The sequence below is a fragment of the Pedobacter faecalis genome (genome assembly GCF_030182585.1).
GTDB lineage: Bacteria > Bacteroidota > Bacteroidia > Sphingobacteriales > Sphingobacteriaceae > Pedobacter > Pedobacter faecalis.
This window is the reverse complement of sequence record NZ_JARXOW010000001.1, coordinates 2,294,391-2,315,730: the sequence shown is the minus strand read 5'-3', so window position 1 is coordinate 2,315,730 and position 21,340 is coordinate 2,294,391. Positions and strand designations below refer to the sequence as shown.

General features: G+C 46.6%; 18 protein-coding genes and 3 tRNA genes. 9 read left to right on the top strand and 12 right to left on the bottom strand.

All coding sequences use genetic code 11. The annotated features are described in order from the left end of the window. The first annotated feature begins 1 nt into the window (after position 1). Positions 2 to 1,333, top strand: a complete 1,332-nt coding sequence (gene argH, locus QEP07_RS10450; protein ID WP_285010029.1) for an argininosuccinate lyase — start codon at positions 2 to 4, stop codon at positions 1,331 to 1,333. A gap of 10 nt (positions 1,334 to 1,343) precedes the next feature. Here the strand turns inward: argH and QEP07_RS10445 are convergent, their stop codons facing one another. Beyond that, positions 1,344 to 2,924, bottom strand: a complete 1,581-nt coding sequence (locus QEP07_RS10445; protein ID WP_285010026.1) for a peptide chain release factor 3 — start codon at positions 2,922 to 2,924, stop codon at positions 1,344 to 1,346. A gap of 89 nt (positions 2,925 to 3,013) precedes the next feature. Beyond that, positions 3,014 to 4,234, bottom strand: a complete 1,221-nt coding sequence (locus QEP07_RS10440; protein ID WP_285010025.1) for a DUF6600 domain-containing protein — start codon at positions 4,232 to 4,234, stop codon at positions 3,014 to 3,016. A gap of 268 nt (positions 4,235 to 4,502) precedes the next feature. On the opposite strand from QEP07_RS10440, the gene QEP07_RS10435 reads away from it, so the two are divergent. Further along, entirely contained in the window at positions 4,503 to 5,225 is a 723-nt protein-coding gene (locus tag QEP07_RS10435) for an SAM-dependent methyltransferase (RefSeq protein ID WP_285010024.1), read from the top strand. On the opposite strand, the gene nadD is transcribed toward QEP07_RS10435, so the two are convergent. From nadD to QEP07_RS10420, 3 genes are read right to left on the bottom strand one after another with little or no spacing between them, the layout of a single operon-like run. Further along, complete coding sequence (gene nadD / locus QEP07_RS10430) at positions 5,222 to 5,794, bottom strand: nicotinate (nicotinamide) nucleotide adenylyltransferase (protein ID WP_285010022.1); 573 nt, start codon at positions 5,792 to 5,794, stop codon at positions 5,222 to 5,224. The two genes, QEP07_RS10435 and nadD, sit on opposite strands and share 4 nt — an antisense overlap. A gap of 10 nt (positions 5,795 to 5,804) precedes the next feature. Then, on the bottom strand, positions 5,805 to 6,368 hold the full coding sequence (gmk, locus tag QEP07_RS10425) for a guanylate kinase (RefSeq protein WP_285010021.1): 564 nt from the start codon (positions 6,366 to 6,368) through the stop codon (positions 5,805 to 5,807). Continuing rightward, entirely contained in the window at positions 6,368 to 7,231 is an 864-nt protein-coding gene (locus QEP07_RS10420) for a YicC/YloC family endoribonuclease (RefSeq protein ID WP_256007048.1), read from the bottom strand. The genes gmk and QEP07_RS10420 overlap by 1 nt, the downstream gene beginning before the upstream one ends. 114 nt (positions 7,232 to 7,345) lie before the next feature. Between QEP07_RS10420 and QEP07_RS10415 the strand changes: the two genes are divergently transcribed. Continuing rightward, positions 7,346 to 8,113, top strand: coding sequence for a hypothetical protein (locus QEP07_RS10415; protein WP_285010020.1), 768 nt, complete (start codon positions 7,346 to 7,348; stop codon positions 8,111 to 8,113). Here the strand turns inward: QEP07_RS10415 and rnc are convergent. From rnc to QEP07_RS10400, 3 genes are read right to left on the bottom strand one after another with little or no spacing between them, the layout of a single operon-like run. After that, positions 8,102 to 8,830 carry a ribonuclease III gene (gene rnc, locus QEP07_RS10410; RefSeq protein WP_256002980.1) on the bottom strand — a complete coding sequence of 243 codons (729 nt, stop codon included), beginning with the start codon at positions 8,828 to 8,830 and terminating at the stop codon, positions 8,102 to 8,104. The two genes, QEP07_RS10415 and rnc, sit on opposite strands and share 12 nt — an antisense overlap. An 18-nt stretch (positions 8,831 to 8,848) precedes the next feature. Continuing rightward, positions 8,849 to 10,102, bottom strand: coding sequence for a beta-ketoacyl-ACP synthase II (fabF, locus tag QEP07_RS10405; protein ID WP_256002981.1), 1,254 nt, complete (start codon positions 10,100 to 10,102; stop codon positions 8,849 to 8,851). 28 nt (positions 10,103 to 10,130) lie between these two features. After that, positions 10,131 to 10,367, bottom strand: a complete 237-nt coding sequence (locus QEP07_RS10400) for an acyl carrier protein (protein WP_008508386.1) — start codon at positions 10,365 to 10,367, stop codon at positions 10,131 to 10,133. Positions 10,368 to 10,528: 161 nt separating this feature from the next. On the opposite strand from QEP07_RS10400, the gene QEP07_RS10395 reads away from it, so the two are divergent. From QEP07_RS10395 to QEP07_RS10375, 5 genes are all read left to right on the top strand, one after another. Then, positions 10,529 to 10,948: an IPExxxVDY family protein gene (locus QEP07_RS10395; RefSeq protein ID WP_256002982.1), complete on the top strand. Its 420-nt coding sequence runs from the start codon at positions 10,529 to 10,531 to the stop codon at positions 10,946 to 10,948. A gap of 76 nt (positions 10,949 to 11,024) precedes the next feature. After that, positions 11,025 to 12,455 (top strand): pyruvate kinase, encoded by a 1,431-nt coding sequence (gene pyk, locus QEP07_RS10390; protein WP_285010019.1) that lies wholly within the window; start codon positions 11,025 to 11,027, stop codon positions 12,453 to 12,455. Positions 12,456 to 12,500: 45 nt separating this feature from the next. Further along, a tRNA-Ser gene (locus QEP07_RS10385) sits at positions 12,501 to 12,588 on the top strand. Positions 12,589 to 12,886: 298 nt separating this feature from the next. After that, positions 12,887 to 15,613, top strand: coding sequence for an amidohydrolase family protein (locus tag QEP07_RS10380; protein WP_285010018.1), 2,727 nt, complete (start codon positions 12,887 to 12,889; stop codon positions 15,611 to 15,613). A 43-nt stretch (positions 15,614 to 15,656) separates the two neighbouring features. Beyond that, on the top strand, positions 15,657 to 16,925 hold the full coding sequence (locus QEP07_RS10375) for an amidohydrolase family protein (protein ID WP_285010017.1): 1,269 nt from the start codon (positions 15,657 to 15,659) through the stop codon (positions 16,923 to 16,925). A gap of 50 nt (positions 16,926 to 16,975) precedes the next feature. Here the strand turns inward: QEP07_RS10375 and QEP07_RS10370 are convergent. Then, positions 16,976 to 17,120, bottom strand: a tRNA-Asp gene (locus tag QEP07_RS10370). Positions 17,121 to 17,176: 56 nt separating this feature from the next. Continuing rightward, a tRNA-Asp gene (locus QEP07_RS10365) sits at positions 17,177 to 17,288 on the bottom strand. A gap of 153 nt (positions 17,289 to 17,441) precedes the next feature. On the opposite strand from QEP07_RS10365, the gene QEP07_RS10360 reads away from it, so the two are divergent. Continuing rightward, on the top strand, positions 17,442 to 17,915 hold the full coding sequence (locus QEP07_RS10360; protein WP_256002986.1) for an Lrp/AsnC ligand binding domain-containing protein: 474 nt from the start codon (positions 17,442 to 17,444) through the stop codon (positions 17,913 to 17,915). A 3-nt stretch (positions 17,916 to 17,918) separates the two neighbouring features. On the opposite strand, the gene QEP07_RS10355 is transcribed toward QEP07_RS10360, so the two are convergent. Together QEP07_RS10355 and QEP07_RS10350 are read right to left on the bottom strand one after the other, a co-directional pair. Continuing rightward, on the bottom strand, positions 17,919 to 20,240 hold the full coding sequence (locus tag QEP07_RS10355) for a Tex family protein (RefSeq protein ID WP_285010743.1): 2,322 nt from the start codon (positions 20,238 to 20,240) through the stop codon (positions 17,919 to 17,921). Positions 20,241 to 20,331: 91 nt separating this feature from the next. After that, a complete protein-coding gene (locus QEP07_RS10350; protein WP_256002987.1) occupies positions 20,332 to 21,318 on the bottom strand; it encodes a pyruvate dehydrogenase complex E1 component subunit beta in 987 nt (328 codons plus the stop codon). Between the last annotated feature and the right edge of the window lie 22 nt (positions 21,319 to 21,340).

Here is a 21,340-nt window from a genome sequence, read left to right as displayed (position 1 = left end):
TATGAAGATCTGGCAGAAGAACGTAAACGTAAACAAGGATATTGAAACCTTCACGGTGGGTCAAGACCGTGAGCTGGACCTGCAGATGGCCGCTTTTGATGTGCTCGGTTCGCTGGCACATGTGCAGATGCTGGAAAGCATTGGCTTGATGACACCTGAGGATCTCCGGCTTGTACAAGGCGAATTGAAGCAGATATATGCCGATATCCTTGCCGGAAAATTCCAGATTGAAGACAGTGTGGAGGATGTGCATTCACAGGTGGAATGGCTGCTTACTCAACGTATCGGTGAGGCAGGCAAGAAAATTCACAGCGGACGTTCACGGAATGACCAGGTGTTGGTCGACCTCAAACTGTTCTTCAGAAGCAGTATAGAGCAGCTGGTTGGTAACACGGCGCTGCTCTTCGGTAAACTTATTGAACTGGGCAATACGCATAAAGACAAGCTGCTTCCGGGATATACGCATCTGCAGATTGCCATGCCTTCGTCCTTCGGCTTGTGGTTTGGTGCATATGCGGAGAGTTTGGTCGACGATATGGAACTGATGCTTGCCGCCTGGAAGGTCTGCAACAAAAACCCGCTTGGCTCTGCAGCAGGATACGGATCTTCCTTTCCGCTCAACCGGACGATGACCACCGCGCTGCTCGGATTTGAAACGCTGAATTACAATGTGGTCTATGCACAAATGGGCAGGGGCAAGACTGAGCGGATCCTCGCGCAGGCGATGTCTTCGGTTGCCGCAACTCTCGCCAAAATGGCCATGGACGTATGCCTGTTCATCAACCAGAACTTTAATTTCATCAGCTTCCCGGCAGAACTTACCACCGGATCGAGCATTATGCCGCATAAAAAGAATCCGGATGTATTTGAACTGATCCGTTCGCGCTGCAATAAGATACAGGCATTGCCCAATGAGATTGCTATGATGACTACGAACCTGCCCTCTGGTTACCACCGCGACCTGCAGTTGTTGAAAGAAAACCTGTTTCCAGCCATCACATCGCTCAATGAATGCCTGGAGATGACGGCCTTTATGCTGCAGCATATTTCCATCAAGGATGGCATTTTAAACGACAAAAAATACGATTACCTGTTTAGCGTAGAGGTGGTTAACGAGCTGGTTTTGAAAGGAACGCCTTTCAGGGAGGCCTACAAGATCGTTGGTGAAGCGATAGAACAGGGCAGCTTTAAACCAGATACCGATCTGCGCCATACGCACGAGGGCAGTCTGGGCAATCTCTGCAATGCGGAGATTGAAGGCATGATGGGCCAGGTACTTTCCCAGTTTGGCTTTGAGAAGGTTAATAACGCTATCCAGGAGCTGCTTGCCTAGGTGCGTGTAACTATTTGAACTCCGAGGTCTTGTGGAACTGAATATCCGGATAATCGCGCATGGTCATACTGATCATAAAGTCGTTGTCTGACAGGAACACAGGATTGCCGTCTTTGTCCTCGCCGATATGCTGCTGTTTGCGCTTCAGGAACTCTTCCAGTTTCTTTTTGTCGGTCGACGTAACCCAGGATGATCGCGTATAGCTCAGCATCCTGAAAGCAGCCTTAGCACCGTATTCATGTTCAAGACGGAATGCAATTACCTCAAACTGGAGTTCCCCTACAGCGCCAACCACCTTACGGTTGCCCGGCTGCATGATAAACAACTGCGCCACGCCTTCTTCTGTAAGCTGCTGTATGCCTTTTTCCAACTGTTTGGTCTTAAGCGGGTCTCTGTTCTCCAGCTCCTTGAATATTTCCGGAGAAAAGCTTGGGATGCCCTTAAACTGGAGTTTCTCGCCTTCGGTCAGCGTGTCGCCTATTTTAAAGTTTCCGCTGTCGTACAAGCCTACCACGTCGCCCGGCCAGGCCTCTTCCACGATGCTTTTTTCGTTCGCCATGAAATCCATCGGGTTCGAAAACTTCAGCTTTTTGTCCTGGCGCGTATGATAATAGAATTTATTGCGCTCGAACTTACCTGAGCAAATGCGGAGAAAAGCAATACGGTCGCGGTGTTTCGGATCAAGGTTGGCGTGGATTTTAAAGACAAAACCAGAGAAGTTCTTCTCCTCGACCATTACCTCCCGCTGTTCAGCCTCGCGGCTTTTCGGACTTGGTGCTATGGTAATGAAGGTGTCCAACAATTCCTTGATTCCAAAGTTATTGATGGCACTGCCGAAGAACACCGGGGCAAGCAGACCTTCTTTATACAGGTCCTGATCCAGTTCGCCATAAACGCCCTCAACAAGCTCCAGGTCGCCCTTCAGCGTATCCAGCTCCTTTTCCTTTAAAAAGTTGACCAGGTTTTTGTCGTCCAGATCACTCACCTCTATAACCGGAGCACTGATTTTCGATTTATCCGGTTCAAAAAGGTTCAGGTGTTTATTATAGATGCTGTAAACCCCTTTGAATGTATGGCCCTGGCCAATTGGCCAGGAAAGCGGGCACAGACTGATATTGAGTTTATCTTCAATTTCGTCAAGCAGATCGAATGCATCCTTACCTTCCCGGTCCATCTTGTTGATAAAAATGATCACTGGAGTATTCCGCATGCGGCAAACCGACATCAGCTTCTCTGTCTGCTCCTCCACGCCTTTAACACAGTCGACCACCAGGATAACACTGTCGACAGCCGACAAAGTCCGGTAGGTATCTTCTGCAAAGTCCTTGTGCCCGGGCGTATCCAGTATATTGATCCGTTTGCCACTGTATTCAAAGCCCATCACTGAAGTTGCCACCGAGATGCCACGCTGCTTTTCAATTTCCATGAAATCGGAGGTATTGCTCTGGTTGGCCTTGTTGCGCTTTACTGCGCCGGCGGTATTTATGGCTCCCCCAAAAAGCAGGAACTTTTCAGTAAGCGTCGTTTTACCGGCATCGGGGTGAGAGATGATGGCAAATGTTTTACGTTTTTCTATTTCCGGATGGATCATAAAGGGTTAAGCCTGTGACAAAAGGCTGCAAAGATAAAAAAAACTGGTGTCTTTTTAAGGGACACCAGTTTAATTTATCGAGCTGACTTCTATCCTCTTCCACCTCTCGAAGAGCGGGAAGATTGTTCTCTTCCGCCCCCTTGCTGGCTTCCCCGGCTTTCAGAATTCCTGGAAGGCGCAGTGCGTTCAATCCGTTGCGGCTGCGCCTGCTGCCTTGGCTCAACACGTCTTTCCTGACGTTGTGGCTGTGCCTGTGGCTGGCGTTCCTGCCGTGAGGGGCGTTCGATACGCTGCGGTGCCGGCTGGGATTCATTCGGTGTCGGCCTCATTACGCGCGGCTGCTCTGCCGGCTGTGGCCTCGATTCCTGGACTTCATTGTTCCGGTTTCTCGACACACGTCCTTCAGCGCTGCGGCCTTCAACACTCCGTCCGCTGCGGTCGTTATCGCGGGAGATAGTCTCCCTGCCCTGCGGTCTTGATGACCCCTCGCCACCCTCGATGCGTGTACTGCGGTCGGGGCGTGCTGCGGTGTATCCTTCCCCCCTTACTGAGGTTCTTGGGGCAGCTGCGGTGCGACCGTTATCGCGACTGCTTCGTGACGGTGTATAAACCTCCAGACTTCTTCCGGTGATGCCGCTTCTTCCAGGTCTGCTTGTACGGTTTACCGAATATACATCTACATCCCGGCCGGTGTATCTTCTTATCTCAGCAGCTCTGGGCCCACTGTAATACGTACGGCTATTGCGGACGTAAGTGTTATTGATGATTGTTGTGCGGTTTATGATCGTTACATTCCTTCGCGAATAGTACCTCGGGAAACTATCGTAATAAATGTTTCTGTGCGGCACAAATACCCACCATAACGAAGGAATATTTATGTTGACATTGACATGCATACCCGGCCCCAGGGGCGCCCAGCCATAGTATCCGCCACCGCTCCTCCAACTTACCCATGCGGGGCCCCAGACTGTATCCGGAATCCATATCCATTGATTATAGCGGTTGTATACCCAGCGGCCATAGTGAAACGGTGCCCAACCCCAGTCGTAGTTAGAAACCCAGGTGTTACCATACTCGGTCATCACCCAGCGTCCATTCGTATAGTATGGCCGGAAATCACCCTGATCCACATCGGGGCGCCAAACATAGCCATACTGCGGATCCTGGATCCAGGTCCCGTAAGGTGACAGCTCATCATAGAAGGATTGGAGCGAAACCTCCTCGTCCTGAGCCATAACCTGTTGTGTGCTGCCGGTCAGCAGGAGCAGTAGCCCCAGCACGATTGCCGGTAATTTGATCATGTTGTTCATTTGTGTGTGTGTTTAATTTACCTAACGCTCTTTATATGTCAATATGAGTTCCAAATGGCGACAAAGTTTAATTTGTCTGAGAAATATTACATTGACTAGTGTAGTTAAAGCATAATATTAGTTCGTTGTTCAAACTTTTTAAAATATTTAGTTTCGATGAGACGACTCAACTCGTCTTTACGTTATATCAGGATGCATTATTTGTCCTGATTCCATAAAAATTCTCAGAAAAATAGTTCAAGTACCTAAAATATAGTTCTTTTGCTACATGAATAAAACCCAGCCAGGCACACTGTTCCTGATTCCCGTACCCCTTGCCGATGCTGCAGCGCAGAAATCCTTTACCCCTTACCTGGTCGATACCATCAACGGTATTGATACTTATATTGTTGAGAACGAAAAAACGGCAAGAAAATTTCTTAAGGAGGCGGGAATTAGGCTGCCTCAGCAGCAACTTATTATACACGACTATGGAAAGCATAACCGCAATAGCCCTGTAGGTAACTTTTTTAAACAACTGTTGTCCGGTAAAGATGTAGGGCTTATGAGCGAAGCCGGCTGTCCTGGTGTGGCTGATCCCGGGGCGGACATTGTTGCTGAAGCGCATAAACGCGGCGTGCGGGTAGTTCCGCTTGTAGGGCCAAGTTCTATACTGCTTGCATTGATGGCTTCAGGCTTTAGTGGGCAAAGCTTTACTTTTCATGGCTACCTGCCGATCGATAAGGCTCAGCGTTCGAGAAAGCTCAGAGAACTTGAACAGCTCGCCGAGCGAAATAGGCAGACGCAGCTGTTTATAGAGACCCCTTTTCGAAACAATCAACTTTTCGAAGAAGTGCTGAAGACCTGTCAACCCAGCACTGCCCTTTGTGTAGCATGCGACCTTACCGCTGAAAGCGAATATATAAAAACACAGTCGGTTGCACTGTGGAGAAAGGAAAAACCGGACCTTCACAAACGTCCGGCGATTTTTCTGATTTACAGGAATACCTAACGGTACATCTGTTTTCCGTCTATAAAGTCCAGTACACTGTCGGGTACAAAGAACTGTACGTTGCGGCCCTCTTTGATTGCATTCCTGATGAAGGTAGATGAGATGTCCATTTGAGGTGTATCGGTTATCGTTACCGAGGGATGACCTTTCCACCCCGACAGGTCTGCTCCTGGCCTCGGATACACAAAAATCTGGTAATCCCTAAGCAGAAGCTCGTAATTCTTCCATTTTTTGAAAGAAGCCATGTTGTCTGCTCCCATGATCAGAACAAAGTCCTTTCCAGGGTAGCGTTCCTTTAAATATGTTAGCGTATCAATGGTGTAGGAGGGCTGGGGAAGTCCGAATTCGATATCGCTGACTTTGAGCTGCTCACTATTTTCAGTCGCCAGCCGTGCCATCTCCAGCCTGTCGTACATGTTTGCCAGATTGCTTCGCTTTTTCAGCGGATTATGAGGCGAAACGACCAGCCAGACCTCTTTCAGCCCGGTAAATCCCGCCATATAATTGGCAATAACCAAATGGCCGGTATGAATGGGGTTAAAGGAACCGAAAAATAATCCCGTTTTCATTGGTTCGCGATTAACTAAGAAAGTCGCCTACGAGTTTCTCTGCCTCAGCACAGGCGACTTTAAGGTCATAGTTTTTGAGGATGACGTCAAACTTGTCTGCATAGCCAAGTTCTTTCTCTGCCTTCTTGAACCGCTCGGCGAGCTTTTCAGCACTATCTGTGCCCCTGCCTGTAAGACGCTCTTTGAGTACCTCGAGTGAGGGGGGCTGGACAAATATGGCCAGTGCGTTATCTTCATATTTTCGCTTAAGGCGCAGCCCTCCTTCTACATCGATGTCGAAAATTACGTGTTTGCCGGAACTCCAGATGCGCTCGATCTCGCTGCGGAGTGTTCCGTAGAAAGTGCCGTTGTAGACTTCTTCGAATTCCACGAATTCATGCAGAGCGACGCGATGTAAAAAATCCTCTTTACTGATAAAATAGTAATCTTGTTTGTGCTTCTCATCCCCTCTCGGCGCACGTGTTGTGGCCGAAATGGAGAAATTCAGGGCAGGGAATGTCTCGAGGAGATGTTTGACAATAGTGGTTTTGCCGGCGCCAGATGGCGCAGAGAATATAATCAATTTGCCTTGCATCACAGTACGTTCAATAATTGCTCCTTAATCTTTTCGAGTTCCTCTTTCATTCCTACAACCAGTTGCTGAATTTGCGCATCGTTTGCCTTGGCGCCCATGGTATTAATTTCCCTGCCGATCTCCTGTGAGATAAAGCCAAGCTTTTTTCCATTAGCATCCCGGGCCTTCAGTGTTTCGATAAAATAATCACAGTGACTTTTCAGCCGGATCTTTTCTTCTGTAATGTCAAGTTTATCAATGTAATAGATCAGCTCCTGTTCAAGCCTGTTCTGGTCGACACCAGCTTTACCTACCTGTTCATCCAGATATTGCATGAGCCTCGATTTGATATTTGGGATTCTAAGCGGCTCAATCGTTTCGACCTGGCTGAACAACTGCAGAATGTTCCTTATCCGGAGTTCAAGATCTGCTTTGAGGACCTGCCCTTCTGTCTTTCTGAATTCCTGAAAGCGTTCGAGCGATTTTAGAAAGGTATCGTGTAGCATATCCCACTCTCCCTCATCAGCGTCCTCCTCGGTGTAGCTGATGACCTCCGGCATATTCAGTGCAGTCTGAAAGAGATTGCCCGAGTTTGCGCCTAGTTCGGCGTTGAGTTTCTCCAGTTGCTGATAATAGCGAGTTAGGAGAACGGTATTTATCACGGCTCCCTTAAGCGCTTCATCGCTGCGTTCGATCGTAATGGTTACACTTGATTTGCCGCGTTCGATATCTTTGCTACATAAATTGCGCAGCATCAGCTCCTTGTCTGAAAAAGCTCTCGGAAGTTTGAGGTTAAGTTCCAGGAACTTACTGTTTAGCGACTTGATTTCGACTATAAATCTTACGTTATTATAATCTGTAGTGGCCAGGCCATATCCAGTCATTGATTTTATCATGTGCAAAGATATCATTTATTGATCTTTCCATCGTATTTAACTTTTTTTAACTAAAGGATTTGGGAAACAATGGGTATGTTTACCTGATTTTTTGTGTTCACGATGAAGATGCCCTTTCGTATTTCCGGTCTGGTGAGTGTAGCCCTTTTCATGATGACGGCCGTTTCCGCGCTGGCACAGGAAGCCTTTGTGCTTAAAGGTGTTATAAAGGACCAGGAGAGCCAGGGCCGCGTTTCAGGCGCGCAGATTGTTAACCAAAGGACCCGGGCGACTGTTTCAAGCGACGCACTTGGGCTTTTCCAGATTAAGGCGGTGGCAGGCGACACCCTGCTGGTTATCAAATCAGGCTTTACGGACTTCACGGCCGCGGTTAACAGTGATAAAACGGATATGATCATTAACCTTAGTCGCAACCAGATGCTGAAGGAGGTAACTATTGTGGGGCAGTCGAGGAAAAGCGAATTGGAGGATGTAAAGCGTGACCACAAGCGCAATGGTTCTTTTTATGAGGGGAAACCGCCGGCACTCTCGTTTTTGTTTACCCCGCTTACGGCTATATATGAACTGCTGGGAAAGACGCCGAAAAATGCCCGGAGATTTGGTCGTTATTACACCAATGAAATGGAGGAAACGCATGTCGACGGACTGTTTAATGAGTCGATCATTCAGTCGAACACTACTTTGCGCGGCAAAGATCTGGAGCAGTATATGTTTTTCTACAGACCAAGTTATGAGCGCGCCAAAAGCTGGACAATGTATGATGCAATTAAGTATATTAAAGACTCAAGCAAACAATATCTTGATTCGCCTACCAAGTTAGACAGCTTGCCCCGACTCAAGCCTGATACGTCAATAAGATTAAATAGATAACAGTTCGCAGGCCTTTTCAGCGGCTAGTTTTTCGGCGTTCTTCTTATTGTAATCCCTGCCAATGCCGCAGCTTTCGCCGTCTATCACCGCCTGTACAGTAAAGAGCTTAGCACTTTCTCCTTCTTCATTCTGAATCATATCGAACGAGATATCCTTTCCATGGCGCTGACACCACTCTATAAGTTTGCTTTTGAAGTTGGTTTCAGTTAGCTCCAGCGTATGGATATCAATGTATGGCTTGACAATTCGTTTTAGTAAGAATTCTTTGGTGAAATTATATCCCCGGTCCAGATAGATAGCCCCGATCAATGCTTCGAATGCGTCACCTAGCATAGAATGATGCTTGGTTTGCATGTTTACGGTTCTTTGGTCAAATACGATCAACTGGTCGAAACCCATTTTTTTGGCAAGCCGGTTCAGATTGTTTCTGTTTACAATCTTGGACCGCATTTCAGTTAAAAAACCTTCTTCCTTGTAAGGGTAACTTTTAAAGAGGAGTTCTGCTACGACAGAGCCTAATATTGCGTCGCCTAGAAACTCCAGCCGTTCATTGCTGCTCCGGGTTCCGTTTTTGAGGACCTTAGCCACGGAACGGTGTCGGAATGCCATTTTGTATAAGACAGTATTTCGAGGCACAAACCCCAAAATATTGTTTAACTTTCTTATAAAGTCTTTATCTGATGATAGATATAACTTATATAGGTCAAATAATGGCATTAAATGCTGGAATGGCTCTTACTCTTCGTATTTTTTGAAAATCACGGATGCGTTATGACCGCCAAAACCAAAGGTATTGCTTAATGCAGCACGGATAGGTCTGTTCTGAGCCTTATTAAATGTGAAATTCAATTTAGGGTCAAAGTCCGGATCATCAGTGAAATGATTAATTGTAGGAGGAACAACATCATTTTTAACCGCCAGAATAGAGGCAATCGCTTCCACAGCGCCAGCCGCCCCAAGTAGGTGGCCTGTCATTGATTTGGTCGAACTTATGTTCAGTTTGTAAGCATTTTCACCAAAAAGATCAACAATTGCTGTGCTTTCGGATATGTCGCCTAACGGGGTGGAGGTGCCGTGTACATTGATGTAGTCAATGTCCGTTACGGAAAGACCAGCGTCTTTTAATGCATTTGACATAACCATTCTGGCGCCGAGGCCTTCAGGGTGGGGGGCTGTGATGTGATTTGCGTCCGCGCTCATGCCGCCACCGACAAGTTCAGCATAAATTTTAGCCCCGCGTTTTTTTGCATGCTCAAGCTCTTCAAGTATGATTGTGCCGGCACCTTCACCTGCTACAAAGCCATCCCGGTCTTTATCAAAAGGACGCGAAGCAGTAGTCGGATCGTCGTTTCTGGTCGAAAGCGCATGCATAGCATTGAAACCGCCGATACCAGCTTCGTTTATAATCGCTTCAGAACCACCCGAAATGATCAGGTCTGCGACACCAAGACGAATATAATTGAATGCGTCGATCATTGCATTGGTTGATGATGCACAGGCGGACACCGTGCAAAAATTTGGCCCGCGAAGGCCATATTTGATCGAGATATGCCCGGCGGCAATATCAACGATCATCTTAGGAATAAAAAACGGGTTGTAGCGTGGTGTGCCATCGCCTTTTGCAAAGTTACTTACCTCATCCAGAAAAGTTTTCAATCCGCCGATCCCAGCTCCCCAGATTACTCCTGCTCGGTTGGTGTCAACTGCCGAAAAGTCAAGGCCACTGTCTTTGACGGCCTCATCCGTAGACACAAGTGCATACTGAACAAACGGATCCAGCTTACGTGCTTCTTTTCTGTCCAGAAAATCTTCAGCCCTGAAATTTTTCAGTTCACAGGCGAATTTGGTTTTGAATTTTTCTGTATCAAAACTCGTAATAGGCGCGGCGCCGCTCACACCGTTAATCAATCCTTCCCAAAAATCAGGAACAGTATTGCCTATTGGAGTGAGCGCACCTAACCCTGTAACTACTACTCTTTTTAATTCCATTTATACGGATTATACGGAGACCGTATTTTTACTTAACGTTTTTTTCCAAGTAAGCGATTGCTTGACCAACTGTACCAATGGTCTCAGCCTGATCATCAGGGATTGCTACATTGAATTCTTTTTCAAACTCCATAATCAGTTCTACTGTATCCAAAGAATCAGCACCCAAGTCGTTTGTGAAAGAAGCTTCCGGGGTAACCTCGCTCTCATCCACACCTAATTTTTCAACGATAATAGCCTTAACTCTTGAAGCAATATCAGACATAATCTTTATAATTTAATGGTTAAATAATTCAGTGCAAAGAAAAATAAATTCTAACACATTTCAAATGTTTTTATTTCTCAACCAATGTTAATGTTTTTTATCTGAACATGAAAGTAAAAAAATAGTTTTATAATTTCGCAATCGCCTAAAGGCGACAGATTTTGAACAAAACCTACTTAAAATTATCACTTGATCTTGACTTTATCCTGGTTGCTATTACAGCACCAATGAAGGACTATATGTTTTGTCACAAACTCAATACATCCCTGTCCCTCAATTTTGAAAAGGTAGCCGATCATGAGGTTTTCTTCAACATCGACGAGCCTCCTGTGCTTTTTTCAAAATATTATCATGTAGCGGAAGAGGGAGAAACGGAATTCTATATTGTCAGCAACAGGAATTCTGAAGGCTTTCTGATTCCTGAAATGAATAAAGTAGATTTCTTCATGGTCATCCATCAGTTTATAGACCAGGAAGACCTTAATTACATCATTAGCGGACTCAATAAACTTGCTGATATTCAGGTGGCTGTACAGATCGAGCCGGCAAGATTGAAGTCTAAACAAAACCTGATTATGTAAATTTTATCTTAAAACGTGTATGAAATACACTATATTTGGTTTGCTTTAACAAACAGAATTACATTAACCAAGATAAATGAAACCCTTTCATTCTAGAACAAAGATCGTAGCCACACTAGGCCCTGCATCAGCCAAACCCGAAGTTTTATATAGTATGTTCAATGCCGGCTTAGACGTTTGCCGTCTGAACTTTTCCCATGGTTCGCAGGCCGATCACCAGGTTGTGTTGGACACGATACGGGCTATCAATGAGAAATATGATTACAACGTTGGTATACTTGCTGATTTACAGGGTCCTAAGATCAGGATTGGTATGGTTAAAGACGGGGGTATCCATCTGATAAATGGCGCCAGAACCGTCATAACAACAAGGGAATGTGTCGGTAATGAAGAACGTATATATATTACTTATGAAGCATTTCCCAAAGATGTAAAGGCGGGGGAGATCATTCTTCTGGATGACGGGAAACTGCAGATGCGTGTCGTTGAGACAAATTATGTAGATGAGGTTGTCTGCGAGGTTGTCCACGGCGGTATCCTGACTTCGCGGAAAGGCGTAAACCTGCCGAACACGAAAGTATCCATTCCTTCACTAACTCCCGAAGACCGTAAGAATCTGGATTTTGTGCTCCAGAACGATGTGGAGTGGATCGGTTTGTCTTTTGTGAGAAATGCTGAAGACATTGTGGAACTGAAAGACATTATCAAAGCACAAAATAAAAATGCAAGGGTAATTGCCAAGATCGAAAAGCCAGAGGCGATTGCAAACATCGATGCGATCATAGCGGAAGCAGATGGTGTTATGGTGGCGCGTGGCGATCTGGGTGTGGAGATGCCTATGGAAGAGGTGCCTTTGCTACAAAAGATGATTGTGCAGAAATGCCGTGCTGCTTCAAAACCGGTAATTGTTGCTACTCAGATGCTTGAAAGCATGATCACGACACCGAGGCCTACGCGCGCAGAGGTTAACGATGTCGCAAATTCGGTATTGGATGGCGCGGATGCTGTGATGCTGAGCGGCGAGACATCAGTAGGCGAATTTCCGCTGATCGTTATTGAAACAATGCAGAAAATTATACAGAACATTGAACAGAATAACTATCCTTTCCATCCTGACAAGTTCCTTAAGCCTAAAACCGAAAGCTTCCTGAGCGATGCTGTTTGTGATTCTGCCTGTACGCTGTCTAAGCAAACCGGGGCGGCGGGAATTGTTTCCATGACCGTTAGCGGATATACGGCGTTCGAGATTTCGAGCCACCGGCCAAAGGCATTTACATACATTTTTACCAGCAACCGTTCCCTCTTGAATGCGCTTAGCCTGTTATGGGGTGTCCAGGGATTCTATTATGATAAATTTGAGAGTACCGACGAAACCATTCAGGACGTTAATGACCTTTTAAAGGCGAAAAAGCTTATTAAGAAAGGCGACGTGATTATTAATACAGCCGCTATTCCATTGGAAGCCCAAGGCAGGACGAATATGCTCAAGGTATCCCTTATCGATTAATATTCGCATTTATCCAAAAAAAATCTACTTTTGCGTCGCAAAGAAGGAGAGGTGTCCGAGTGGTCGAAGGAGCACGCCTGGAAAGTGTGTATATCTCAAAAGGGTATCGAGGGTTCGAATCCCTCTCTCTCCGCAAAACAGAAAAAGAAAGCCGTCCATAAGACGGCTTTTGCCGTTTATGGTGAGTTTTTTATGTGCTGTTCTGACAGGTGATGACAAAGGGACGTCATACCGTGTCATTCCTGTGCAGCACTGATCCTTTTGCATTTTGAATGATGATTTTTGTCTCCGATAAAAGTGCTGACCAGTGCTTTTTCGGAGTTCTTTGACATAAGGGTCAACAGGTTTGTTGAATTCCAAAGAGATAATGCAAAGTTTCTACGCCTGTTACACTGGATTTTTAATAGATTTAGAACATTAACAGGAATTTCATGAAAAAAACGCTATTTCTGCTGGCATTTGCATTGTCTGCAATGCATCTATGCGCTCAGCAAACCTATCCGGTAAACGGTTCTTATGATATCAGGCCTGGGTTGTATGCCTTTACCAATGCCAATATTGTTGTAAGCGCCTCAAGGGCTATTACAAATGGCACTATGCTTATAAAAGGGCAGACAATACAAGCAGTGGGATCTGACTTAGCGGTGCCAAAGGGATATGTAGTGATTGATCTGAAAGGGAGGTTTATATATCCTTCATTAATCGATGCATTTACCGGATACGGTCTGCCCGACGCCGCGCGAAACGTTAGTGCCGGCAGGCAATCCATTTTCTTGTCGACCAAGCGGGGTGCCTACGCATGGAACGAAGCAATAAGGCCGGAAACAAATGCACATACCTTTTTTGCGGCCGATAATAGAGCGGCTGCTGACTTGCGTAAAATTGGATTTGGAACGGTACATGCGGTAAACCGTGATGGTATTGTGCGTGGGACGTCGACAGTGGTAACCCTTTCTGACGACAAGGAGAACATCACCATACTTAAGGATCGGGCAGCGGCCAATTTCTCTTTCAGTAAGGGGAGCTCCCAGAACGATTATCCTACTTCGCTGATGGGATCCATAGCACTGCTCCGACAAACCTATTACGATGGTTTGTGGTACAGTAAACAGACCTCGGAATTTAATATTTCTCTGCAGGAGTTTAATAGACAACAGGTGTTGCCTCAGGTCTTTGAAGCAGACGGTTGGCAAAATGTATTGCGGGCCCACAAAATAGCGAAAGAATTTGGCCGCAGTTACCTGATTAAAACCAGCGGCGACGAATACCAGCGGATTGACGCCGTGAAAGCTACAGGGTCAGCTTTGATCGTGCCGTTAAATTTTGTTAAGGCCTATGACGTGGATGATACCTTGGAAAGCAGACATATCACCCTCGCTCAGATGAAGGCCTGGGAGATGGCGCCGGCTAATCCTGGTATTGTGGAAAAGGCTGGGATCCAGTTCGCTATAACTGGGCACGGATTAGACGATATAAAAGATTTTTGGATGAACCTTTTACTTGCGATCGATCACGGTTTATCTAAAAAGCAGGCGCTTTTGGCGCTCACCGAGATCCCTGCAGCGATGATTGGCGTTTCAGATAAGGTGGGTACGCTGGATAAAGGAAAGCTGGCAAATTTTATCATTACTTCGGACAGTTTGTTCACGAGAGCCAATGTTATCCAGGAGAACTGGGTGCAGGGTAAGCGACACATTCTTGTGTTTGCGGATGATTCGGCTAAAAAGGATTCGGCGAGTGTGGCTCCAGCAACGCTGGCAGCCGCTATGATTCGTCCAAGGGAGCCGATGATTTATCCTTTTACAGCCTTCGGTAATACCACTGTACCAACAATGGAGCATGTGCTGCTCCGGAACGCGACAGTCTGGACAAACGAGCAGGAAGGAGTCTTACAGAATGCTGACGTGCTTATTCAGAACGGCCGGATAAGCGCGATAGGAAAAGGATTGAACGCATCAGGGGCCCGGGTTATTGATGCCACAGGTAAGCACATTACTCCGGGGCTGATCGACGAGCATTCGCATATTGCAGGGACAGGCGGAATCAACGAGGGATCCCAGGCTTCTTCTGCGGAAGTTCGCATCGCGGATATTATCAATTCCGAGGATATTAATATCTACCGGCAGCTGGCTGGCGGTGTTACAACTTCTCATATACTTCATGGTTCGGCTAATCCGGTGGGTGGACAGGCGCAGCTGATCAAACTGCGCTGGGGGAAGCTGCCGGAAGAACTAAAATACACAGACGGTGATCATTTTATCAAATTTGCCCTGGGTGAAAATGTGAAGCAAAGCAATTTTGGTACGGGTGCACGGTTTCCGGTGACGCGTATGGGAGTAGAGCAGGTTTTTGTAGATCAGTTTACGCGCGCAAAGGCGTACAAGGAGGCAATGACGAAGAAGGGCAGTAACGTACGCCGCGACCTCGAGCTTGATGCCATCGTTGAAATTCTGGACAACAAGCGCTTTATCACTTGTCATTCCTATGTTCAGTCTGAAATCAATATGCTCATGAAGGTGGCTGATAGTCTTGGTTTCCGGATCAATACTTTTACGCATATTCTGGAGGGTTACAAGGTGGCCGATAAAATGAAAGCGAGAGGAATCAATGCTTCTACATTTTCAGACTGGTGGGCGTATAAGATGGAAGTTGCCGAAGCTATCCCTTACAATGGCAAGATTATGCACAACGTCGGTATTACAACAGCGTTCAATTCAGATGATGCCGAAATGGCGCGCCGCTTAAATCAGGAGGCCGGGAAGGCGGTACTTTATGGTGGAGTCAGTGAAATCGATGCGCTGAAGTTTGTTACCCTGAATCCGGCCAGAATGCTGCACATTGATGACCGAGTGGGGAGTTTGAAACCGGGGAAAGATGCGGACCTGGTGGTATGGTCAGACCATCCTCTGTCGGTTTATGCGAAGGCAGAGATGACCTTTGTAGATGGTGCTGCGTACTGGGATATAGATCGTGATGCTCAGTTGAGGCGTCGACAGTTGGAGGAGCGGGAAAGGCTTATGGGGAAAATGAAGGAGAGTAAAAATAAGGGTAACAAGACCCAACGTCCGCAGGCGCAACGTTCGAGGTTGTTTCATTGCGAGTCGATAGGCGATGAGTTTTACGAAGAAGATTTGAAAGGGGATCACTCACATGAATAGGTATTTATATACGTTGTTATTTGCCTCGTTAAGTTCGTTATGTATGGCTCAGGCAAACATCTCACCGGCACCGCCCCAAGATAAGAAGGTGATTATTATGGGGGCGATGCTACATATAGGCAATGGTAACACTATTGACAATGGCTACCTGATCTTCGAAAGAGGAAAGATCATCGGTGTAGGTGATGCTACAGTCGTGCGGATTGACCCGACCGGAGCTACATTGATTAATGCGAACGGAAAACATATTTATCCGGGCTTCATTGCTCCGCTTACTAACCTGGGGCTGGCAGAATTTGAGTCTGTAAAAGCGACGCTTGATTTTTCTGAAATAGGAAACTTTAATCCGCATATCCGGTCGTTGGTGGCCTATAATACTGATTCGAAGGTTCCGGCGACACTGCGGAGTAACGGAGTGCTTATGGCGCAGATCACGCCGCAGGGTGGCCTTGTGACGGGTAGTTCTTCTGTTGTACAGCTTGACGCCTGGAACTGGGAGGATGCAGCGATACGCACTGATGGTGCCATGCATGTGGACTGGCCGGCGACGCCAAGGCTCCGGGGAAACAATTTGCGTGGCAACTCGGCAGCCGACGCGATAAAAGAAGTGAGCAGGAACCGGATAGCTGAACTTGAACAGCTGTTTATTGAAGCAAAGGCCTATGCAGATATGACCAAGCCCGAGGTGGTGAATACCAGGCTTGAAGCGATGAAACGGCTCTTCAGTGGTACACAACAGCTGTTCATCGCAGCAAATAGTCAAACAGATATCATGGATGCTGTAAAATTTGCCAAAAAGTTTAACATAACCCCTGTGATCACCGGTGCCGATGAAGCCTACCTGATTACTGACTTTTTGAAATCTAGCGGTGTTTCTGTAGTGATCGGTCAGCCTCATGTCTTGCCGTCCGGTTCGGATGAGGACGTAAACCTACCGTACAGAAAGGCGGGTATGCTGATGGATGCGGGTATACCCGTGGCCCTGAGCGTTGAAGGATACTGGCAGCAGCGAAACCTGCCGTTTATGGCGGGAACCGTATCGGCCTGGGGATTGAATAAAGAGCGGGCGCTTCAGACGATTACCTTAAACGCTGCACAGATACTGGGAATAGCCGACAAAACAGGAAGTCTGGAGATTGGAAAGGACGCGACGCTTTTTATATCTGCCGGAGATGCACTTGATATGCGCACCAACCGTGTGGAGCAAGCCTTCATTCAGGGCCGCGAGATCAATCTTGACAATCTCCATAAGCAATTGGACAAAAAGTTCAGTGACAAATATCGGGCAGTGCCTAAAATGAAAAAAGAGTAACCCCATCCAGGGTTACTCGATTTTAACTAACTTATTATTCATAAAAAAACTGGCTGTTGGGGAAGGATTCGAACCTCCAAGGGGTAGTTAGCTACAGTTCAAAAATTAATTTGTGGTCAACCCATAAACTGCGTTTATCCATTGATCCCCGCCACCGAGACAAGAAGGTGTGTCTGCCAATTTCACCACCCAACAGTATGTATATGTACGTATTAAGTATGTATATTTAGGTAGTTAATACAACTTAATTGCTGTAGGGGAAGGAGTCGAACCTTCATGGAGCAGTTGGTACCAAAACCAGTATTTCCTGAACTCTCCACCACCGAGACAAGGAGGTGTGTCTGCCAATTTCACCACCCTACAGTATGTTTGCAAGTCTTTAAAGAACTATTTTTAGTTGCTTGCTTGATACAAATGTAATAACAACCTTAAAGTGTTGCAAATATTATAAACATTTAATTTTATTTTTGTTATATTATTAATTAATATTGCATATCATTATCAAATATAAAAACGATGCTAAAAAAAGAAAGTCAAAATTTAGAAATTGATAACCTCGATGTTGAGATTCTGAAGCAGTTGATGGCCGATGCGACCAAACCCTATACTGAAATCGCAAAAGATCTGATCGTTTCAGGCGGGACCATTCACGTGAGAATGAAAAAGCTTCACGAAATGGGCATTATTAAAGGCTCACACCTTATCATCGATCCGCAAAAAGCAGGGTATGATATTACTGCATTCCTAGGTATTTATCTGGAAAAGGGCATTCAGTATAAAGATGCTGTGGCACAGTTGAGCAAGATCAAAGAAGTTGTGGAGTTGCATTATACAACTGGTGCGTATAGCATGTTCGCTAAAATCATTTGCCGCGACACCAGTCACCTCCGGCATGTACTGAATGAAGAGATACAGGCGGTGGCTGGCATACAGCGTACAGAGACCTTGATCTCCCTTGAAGAGAGTATCAAACGTCAGATAGAGCTGTAGGTCTTACTTCCCGAAAAGATCTTTCAATGCGGCAAGCTTTAATTGTAGGTCGCCGTCGGGAAGCTTTTCTTTTCCGCCCGATTTTCGCTGTTGCTGAGGTTTTGCCGGTGCTTTGCCAGGGCTTCTGTGAGGCCTGGTGCTGTTGCTCTGCGGCGTCTTGTTTTGATGCCTCTCAGATCTGGCTTTCGGCTTAGCCTGCGCTTCTGGCTTCATTGAAAGGGAGATCCGTTTGCGAACTACGTCTACCTCAACTACTGTCACCTCAACCTTTTGGTGCACTTTAACGACTTCGGAAGCGTTCGTGATGAACTTGTCGGAAAGCAAACTGGTGTGTACGAGACCGTCTTGGTGCACACCGATATCTATAAAAGCGCCGAAATTGGTGATGTTGGTTACAATACCGGGCAATTTCATTCCGGGCTTCAAATCCGTTATACTATTAACCCCTTCTGTAAAACTGAACGCCTCAAACTGTTCACGAGGATCCCGGCCAGGTTTGTCGAGTTCGGCTATGATATCGTTCAACGTAGGAAGGCCGGTTTCTTCAGTTACATACTGCTCAAGTTTAATTTGCCTGCGCAGGGCCTGGTCGCGGATAAGCTGTGCCACGGTACAGTTCAGGTCGCGTGCCATTTTTCCAACCAGCGCATAACGCTCGGGGTGCACGGCACTAGAGTCCAGCACATGGTCGGCATTTCTTATTCTCAGAAATCCTGCGGCCTGTTCGAAAGCTTTTTCTCCCAGGCGAGGAACTTTTTTTAGACTCTCGCGATTCTTAAAAGGGCCATGCTCATTCCGGTAATTCACGATATTTTGCGCCAGTTGCGGGCCTAGCCCGGAGACATAGGATAACAGCTGTTTGGATGAGGTATTCAATTCGACGCCTACGGCATTCACGCAGCTCATCACCGTATCATCCAGAGATTGCTGTAATTTATTCTGATCTACGTCATGCTGATATTGCCCAACTCCGATTGACTTCGGATCTATCTTGACCAGTTCGGCGAGTGGGTCCATGAGCCTTCTGCCAATTGATATCGCCCCACGCACAGTGACATCGTAATCGGGGAATTCCTGCCGGGCAACATCTGAGGCGGAGTATATTGAAGCGCCGCTTTCATTGACCATTACTATGGTAACGCCTTGCAGACCGAGCTGTCGTATGAAAGCTTCGGTTTCCCTGCCAGCAGTACCGTTACCAATTGCAATTGCCTCTATGTCATGCTCTTCACAGAGCCTTTTAATTGTACTTGCGGCCTCTGCTACGCCACGCTGCCCGTTGTGCGGAAATATAGCTGCATTTTTAAGTAATTTGCCCTGTTTGTCGAGGCAAACGACCTTGCAGCCGGTTCTAAATCCAGGATCTATTGCAAGTACGTTTCTCTGCCCCATGGGTGCGGCCAGCAAAAGCTGACGGGCATTTTCGGCAAATACATGAATGGCCTCCCGATCGGCTTTTTCCTTGGAAAAGTTTCTGACCTCGGTTTCCATGGCAGGACCCAGCAAACGCTTGAAGCTGTCATCCAAAGCCAGTTTTACTTGTCTGGAATTGGCATGATCAGACTTTATAAAAAGTCTGTTCAGGATATCGATAGCGCCCGCTTCTTCAGGCGCTATCTCCAATTTAAGCACCTCTTCGTGTTCGCCTCTCCGCATTGCCAGAATGCGATGGGAGGGCGCAGACTTCAGAGTTTCAGACCATTCAAAATAGTCTTTGTATTTAATGCCGGTATCGGCCTTATCTTTAACTACGGCCGACCTGATCACGGCGTGCTGCTGATAGTAGGCGCGCATACGGGAGCGGGCCTCGGCGTCCTCATTTATCCATTCTGCTATGATGTCGCGTGCACCGGCCAGAGCCTCCTCGGCAGCAGGTACGCCAAGGTCGACATTGATAAATCCTTCAGCTTCAGCTACAGGATCCTGTTTGCCCTGCTGAAATATCAGTGTTGCCAAGGGTTCAAGACCCTTCTTTCTTGCCTCGGAAGCACGTGTTTTGCGCTTGGGCTTATAAGGCAGGTAAATGTCTTCTATTTCTGCAATGGTTACTGCTGCATTGATCTGTTTTTCAAGTTCGGGGCTCAGCTTATCCAATGCCGTCAGTGCTTTTAAAATGGCTTCGCGGCGCTTATCAAGATCCCTCAGCTGCTGCACCCGGTCGCGGATCAACGCTATCTGAACTTCATCCAGACTACCGGTCATTTCTTTCCGATATCGGGAGATGAAGGGTACCGTTGCCCCTTCATCTAGTAACGAGGTAGTCGCTTCAATCTGCTGAACGGTCAGATTCAGTTCTGCTGCGATGATCTTGGTGTGATTGCTCATTTTTTCAATTGACATAAGATGGCGCCAAAATTAACGAAAAAATCCCGCCGGCTTGCACCAGCGGGATTATATTTTCTTTAAGTAATTGGCGTTATTTAGTGACGTACATCACTTCTTTTACAGCCTTCACTACCTTCTCTGCGTTAGGCAAACTTGCTGCGATGAGTGTAGGTGCGTATGGCAGCGGCACATCAGCGCAGGTGATGCGAAGCACCGGTGCATCCAGGTAATCGAAGGCGTTCTTTTGCACATTGAACGCGATTTCTGAAGATATTGACGCCAGCGGCCATGCTTCTTCAACAATAACCAAACGGTTGGTTTTTTTAACAGAGTTGATGATTGTCTCGTAGTCAATAGGACGTACGGTACGCAGGTCGATGACCTCAACATTAACGCCCTCTTTTGTCAGCAGCTCTACCGCTGGGTTAACCACACGGCTCAGCATTTTACCGAAAGTAACCAACGTTACATCGCTGCCTTCCTTAACGATATTGGCTTTGCCGAGGGGGAGGTAATACTCACCTTCAGGCACCTCACCTTTGTCGCCGTACATTACCTCAGATTCCATGAAGATCACCGGATCAGGATCAAGGATAGATTGCTTTAACAAGCCTTTGGCGTCATATGGTGTAGCGGGAACAACCACCTTAAGACCTGGACAGTTTGCATACCAGTTCTCAAAGTTTTGTGAGTGCTGTGCCCCCAGTTGACCGGCATTGCCAGTAGGGCCGCGGAATACGATCGGTACCGAAAACTGCCCGCCGCTCATGGAAAGCATTTTGGCTGCGCCGTTAATAATCTGGTCGATAGCAACAAGAGAGAAGTTGAATGTCATAAACTCGACAACCGGAATAAGACCATTCATTGCAGCACCAATACCAATACCTGCGAAACCAAGCTCAGCAATAGGGGTGTCGATTACGCGTTTATCGCCAAATTCGTCAAGCATACCCTGACTAACCTTATAAGCTCCATTATATTGCGCAACTTCTTCACCCATCAAAAACACGTTTTCGTTCTTACGCATTTCTTCACTAAGGGCCTCACGTAAAGCTTCTCTGAATTGAATCTCTCTCATTGTATATTCAAATGTTTATTGT

Bases quoted from the DNA above. Each gene is read 5' to 3' on its own strand.
- QEP07_RS10400 (WP_008508386.1), bottom strand. From the start codon at position 10,367: ATGTCTGATATTGCTTCAAGAGTTAAGGCTATTATCGTTGAAAAATTA.
- QEP07_RS10355 (WP_285010743.1), bottom strand. From the start codon at position 20,240: ATGAGCAATCACACCAAGATCATCGCAGCAGAACTGAATCTGACCGTT.
- pyk (WP_285010019.1), top strand. From the start codon at position 11,025: ATGAAACCCTTTCATTCTAGAACAAAGATCGTAGCCACACTAGGCCCT.
- argH (WP_285010029.1), top strand. From the start codon at position 2: ATGAAGATCTGGCAGAAGAACGTAAACGTAAACAAGGATATTGAAACC.
- QEP07_RS10420 (WP_256007048.1), bottom strand. From the start codon at position 7,231: ATGACTGGATATGGCCTGGCCACTACAGATTATAATAACGTAAGATTT.
- fabF (WP_256002981.1), bottom strand. From the start codon at position 10,102: ATGGAATTAAAAAGAGTAGTAGTTACAGGGTTAGGTGCGCTCACTCCA.
- gmk (WP_285010021.1), bottom strand. From the start codon at position 6,368: ATGCAAGGCAAATTGATTATATTCTCTGCGCCATCTGGCGCCGGCAAA.
- QEP07_RS10380 (WP_285010018.1), top strand. From the start codon at position 12,887: ATGAAAAAAACGCTATTTCTGCTGGCATTTGCATTGTCTGCAATGCAT.
- QEP07_RS10415 (WP_285010020.1), top strand. From the start codon at position 7,346: ATGAAGATGCCCTTTCGTATTTCCGGTCTGGTGAGTGTAGCCCTTTTC.
- QEP07_RS10440 (WP_285010025.1), bottom strand. From the start codon at position 4,234: ATGAACAACATGATCAAATTACCGGCAATCGTGCTGGGGCTACTGCTC.
- QEP07_RS10350 (WP_256002987.1), bottom strand. From the start codon at position 21,318: ATGAGAGAGATTCAATTCAGAGAAGCTTTACGTGAGGCCCTTAGTGAA.
- nadD (WP_285010022.1), bottom strand. From the start codon at position 5,794: ATGAAAACGGGATTATTTTTCGGTTCCTTTAACCCCATTCATACCGGC.
- QEP07_RS10375 (WP_285010017.1), top strand. From the start codon at position 15,657: ATGGCTCAGGCAAACATCTCACCGGCACCGCCCCAAGATAAGAAGGTG.
- QEP07_RS10435 (WP_285010024.1), top strand. From the start codon at position 4,503: ATGAATAAAACCCAGCCAGGCACACTGTTCCTGATTCCCGTACCCCTT.
- QEP07_RS10445 (WP_285010026.1), bottom strand. From the start codon at position 2,924: ATGATCCATCCGGAAATAGAAAAACGTAAAACATTTGCCATCATCTCT.
- rnc (WP_256002980.1), bottom strand. From the start codon at position 8,830: ATGCCATTATTTGACCTATATAAGTTATATCTATCATCAGATAAAGAC.
- QEP07_RS10360 (WP_256002986.1), top strand. From the start codon at position 17,442: ATGCTAAAAAAAGAAAGTCAAAATTTAGAAATTGATAACCTCGATGTT.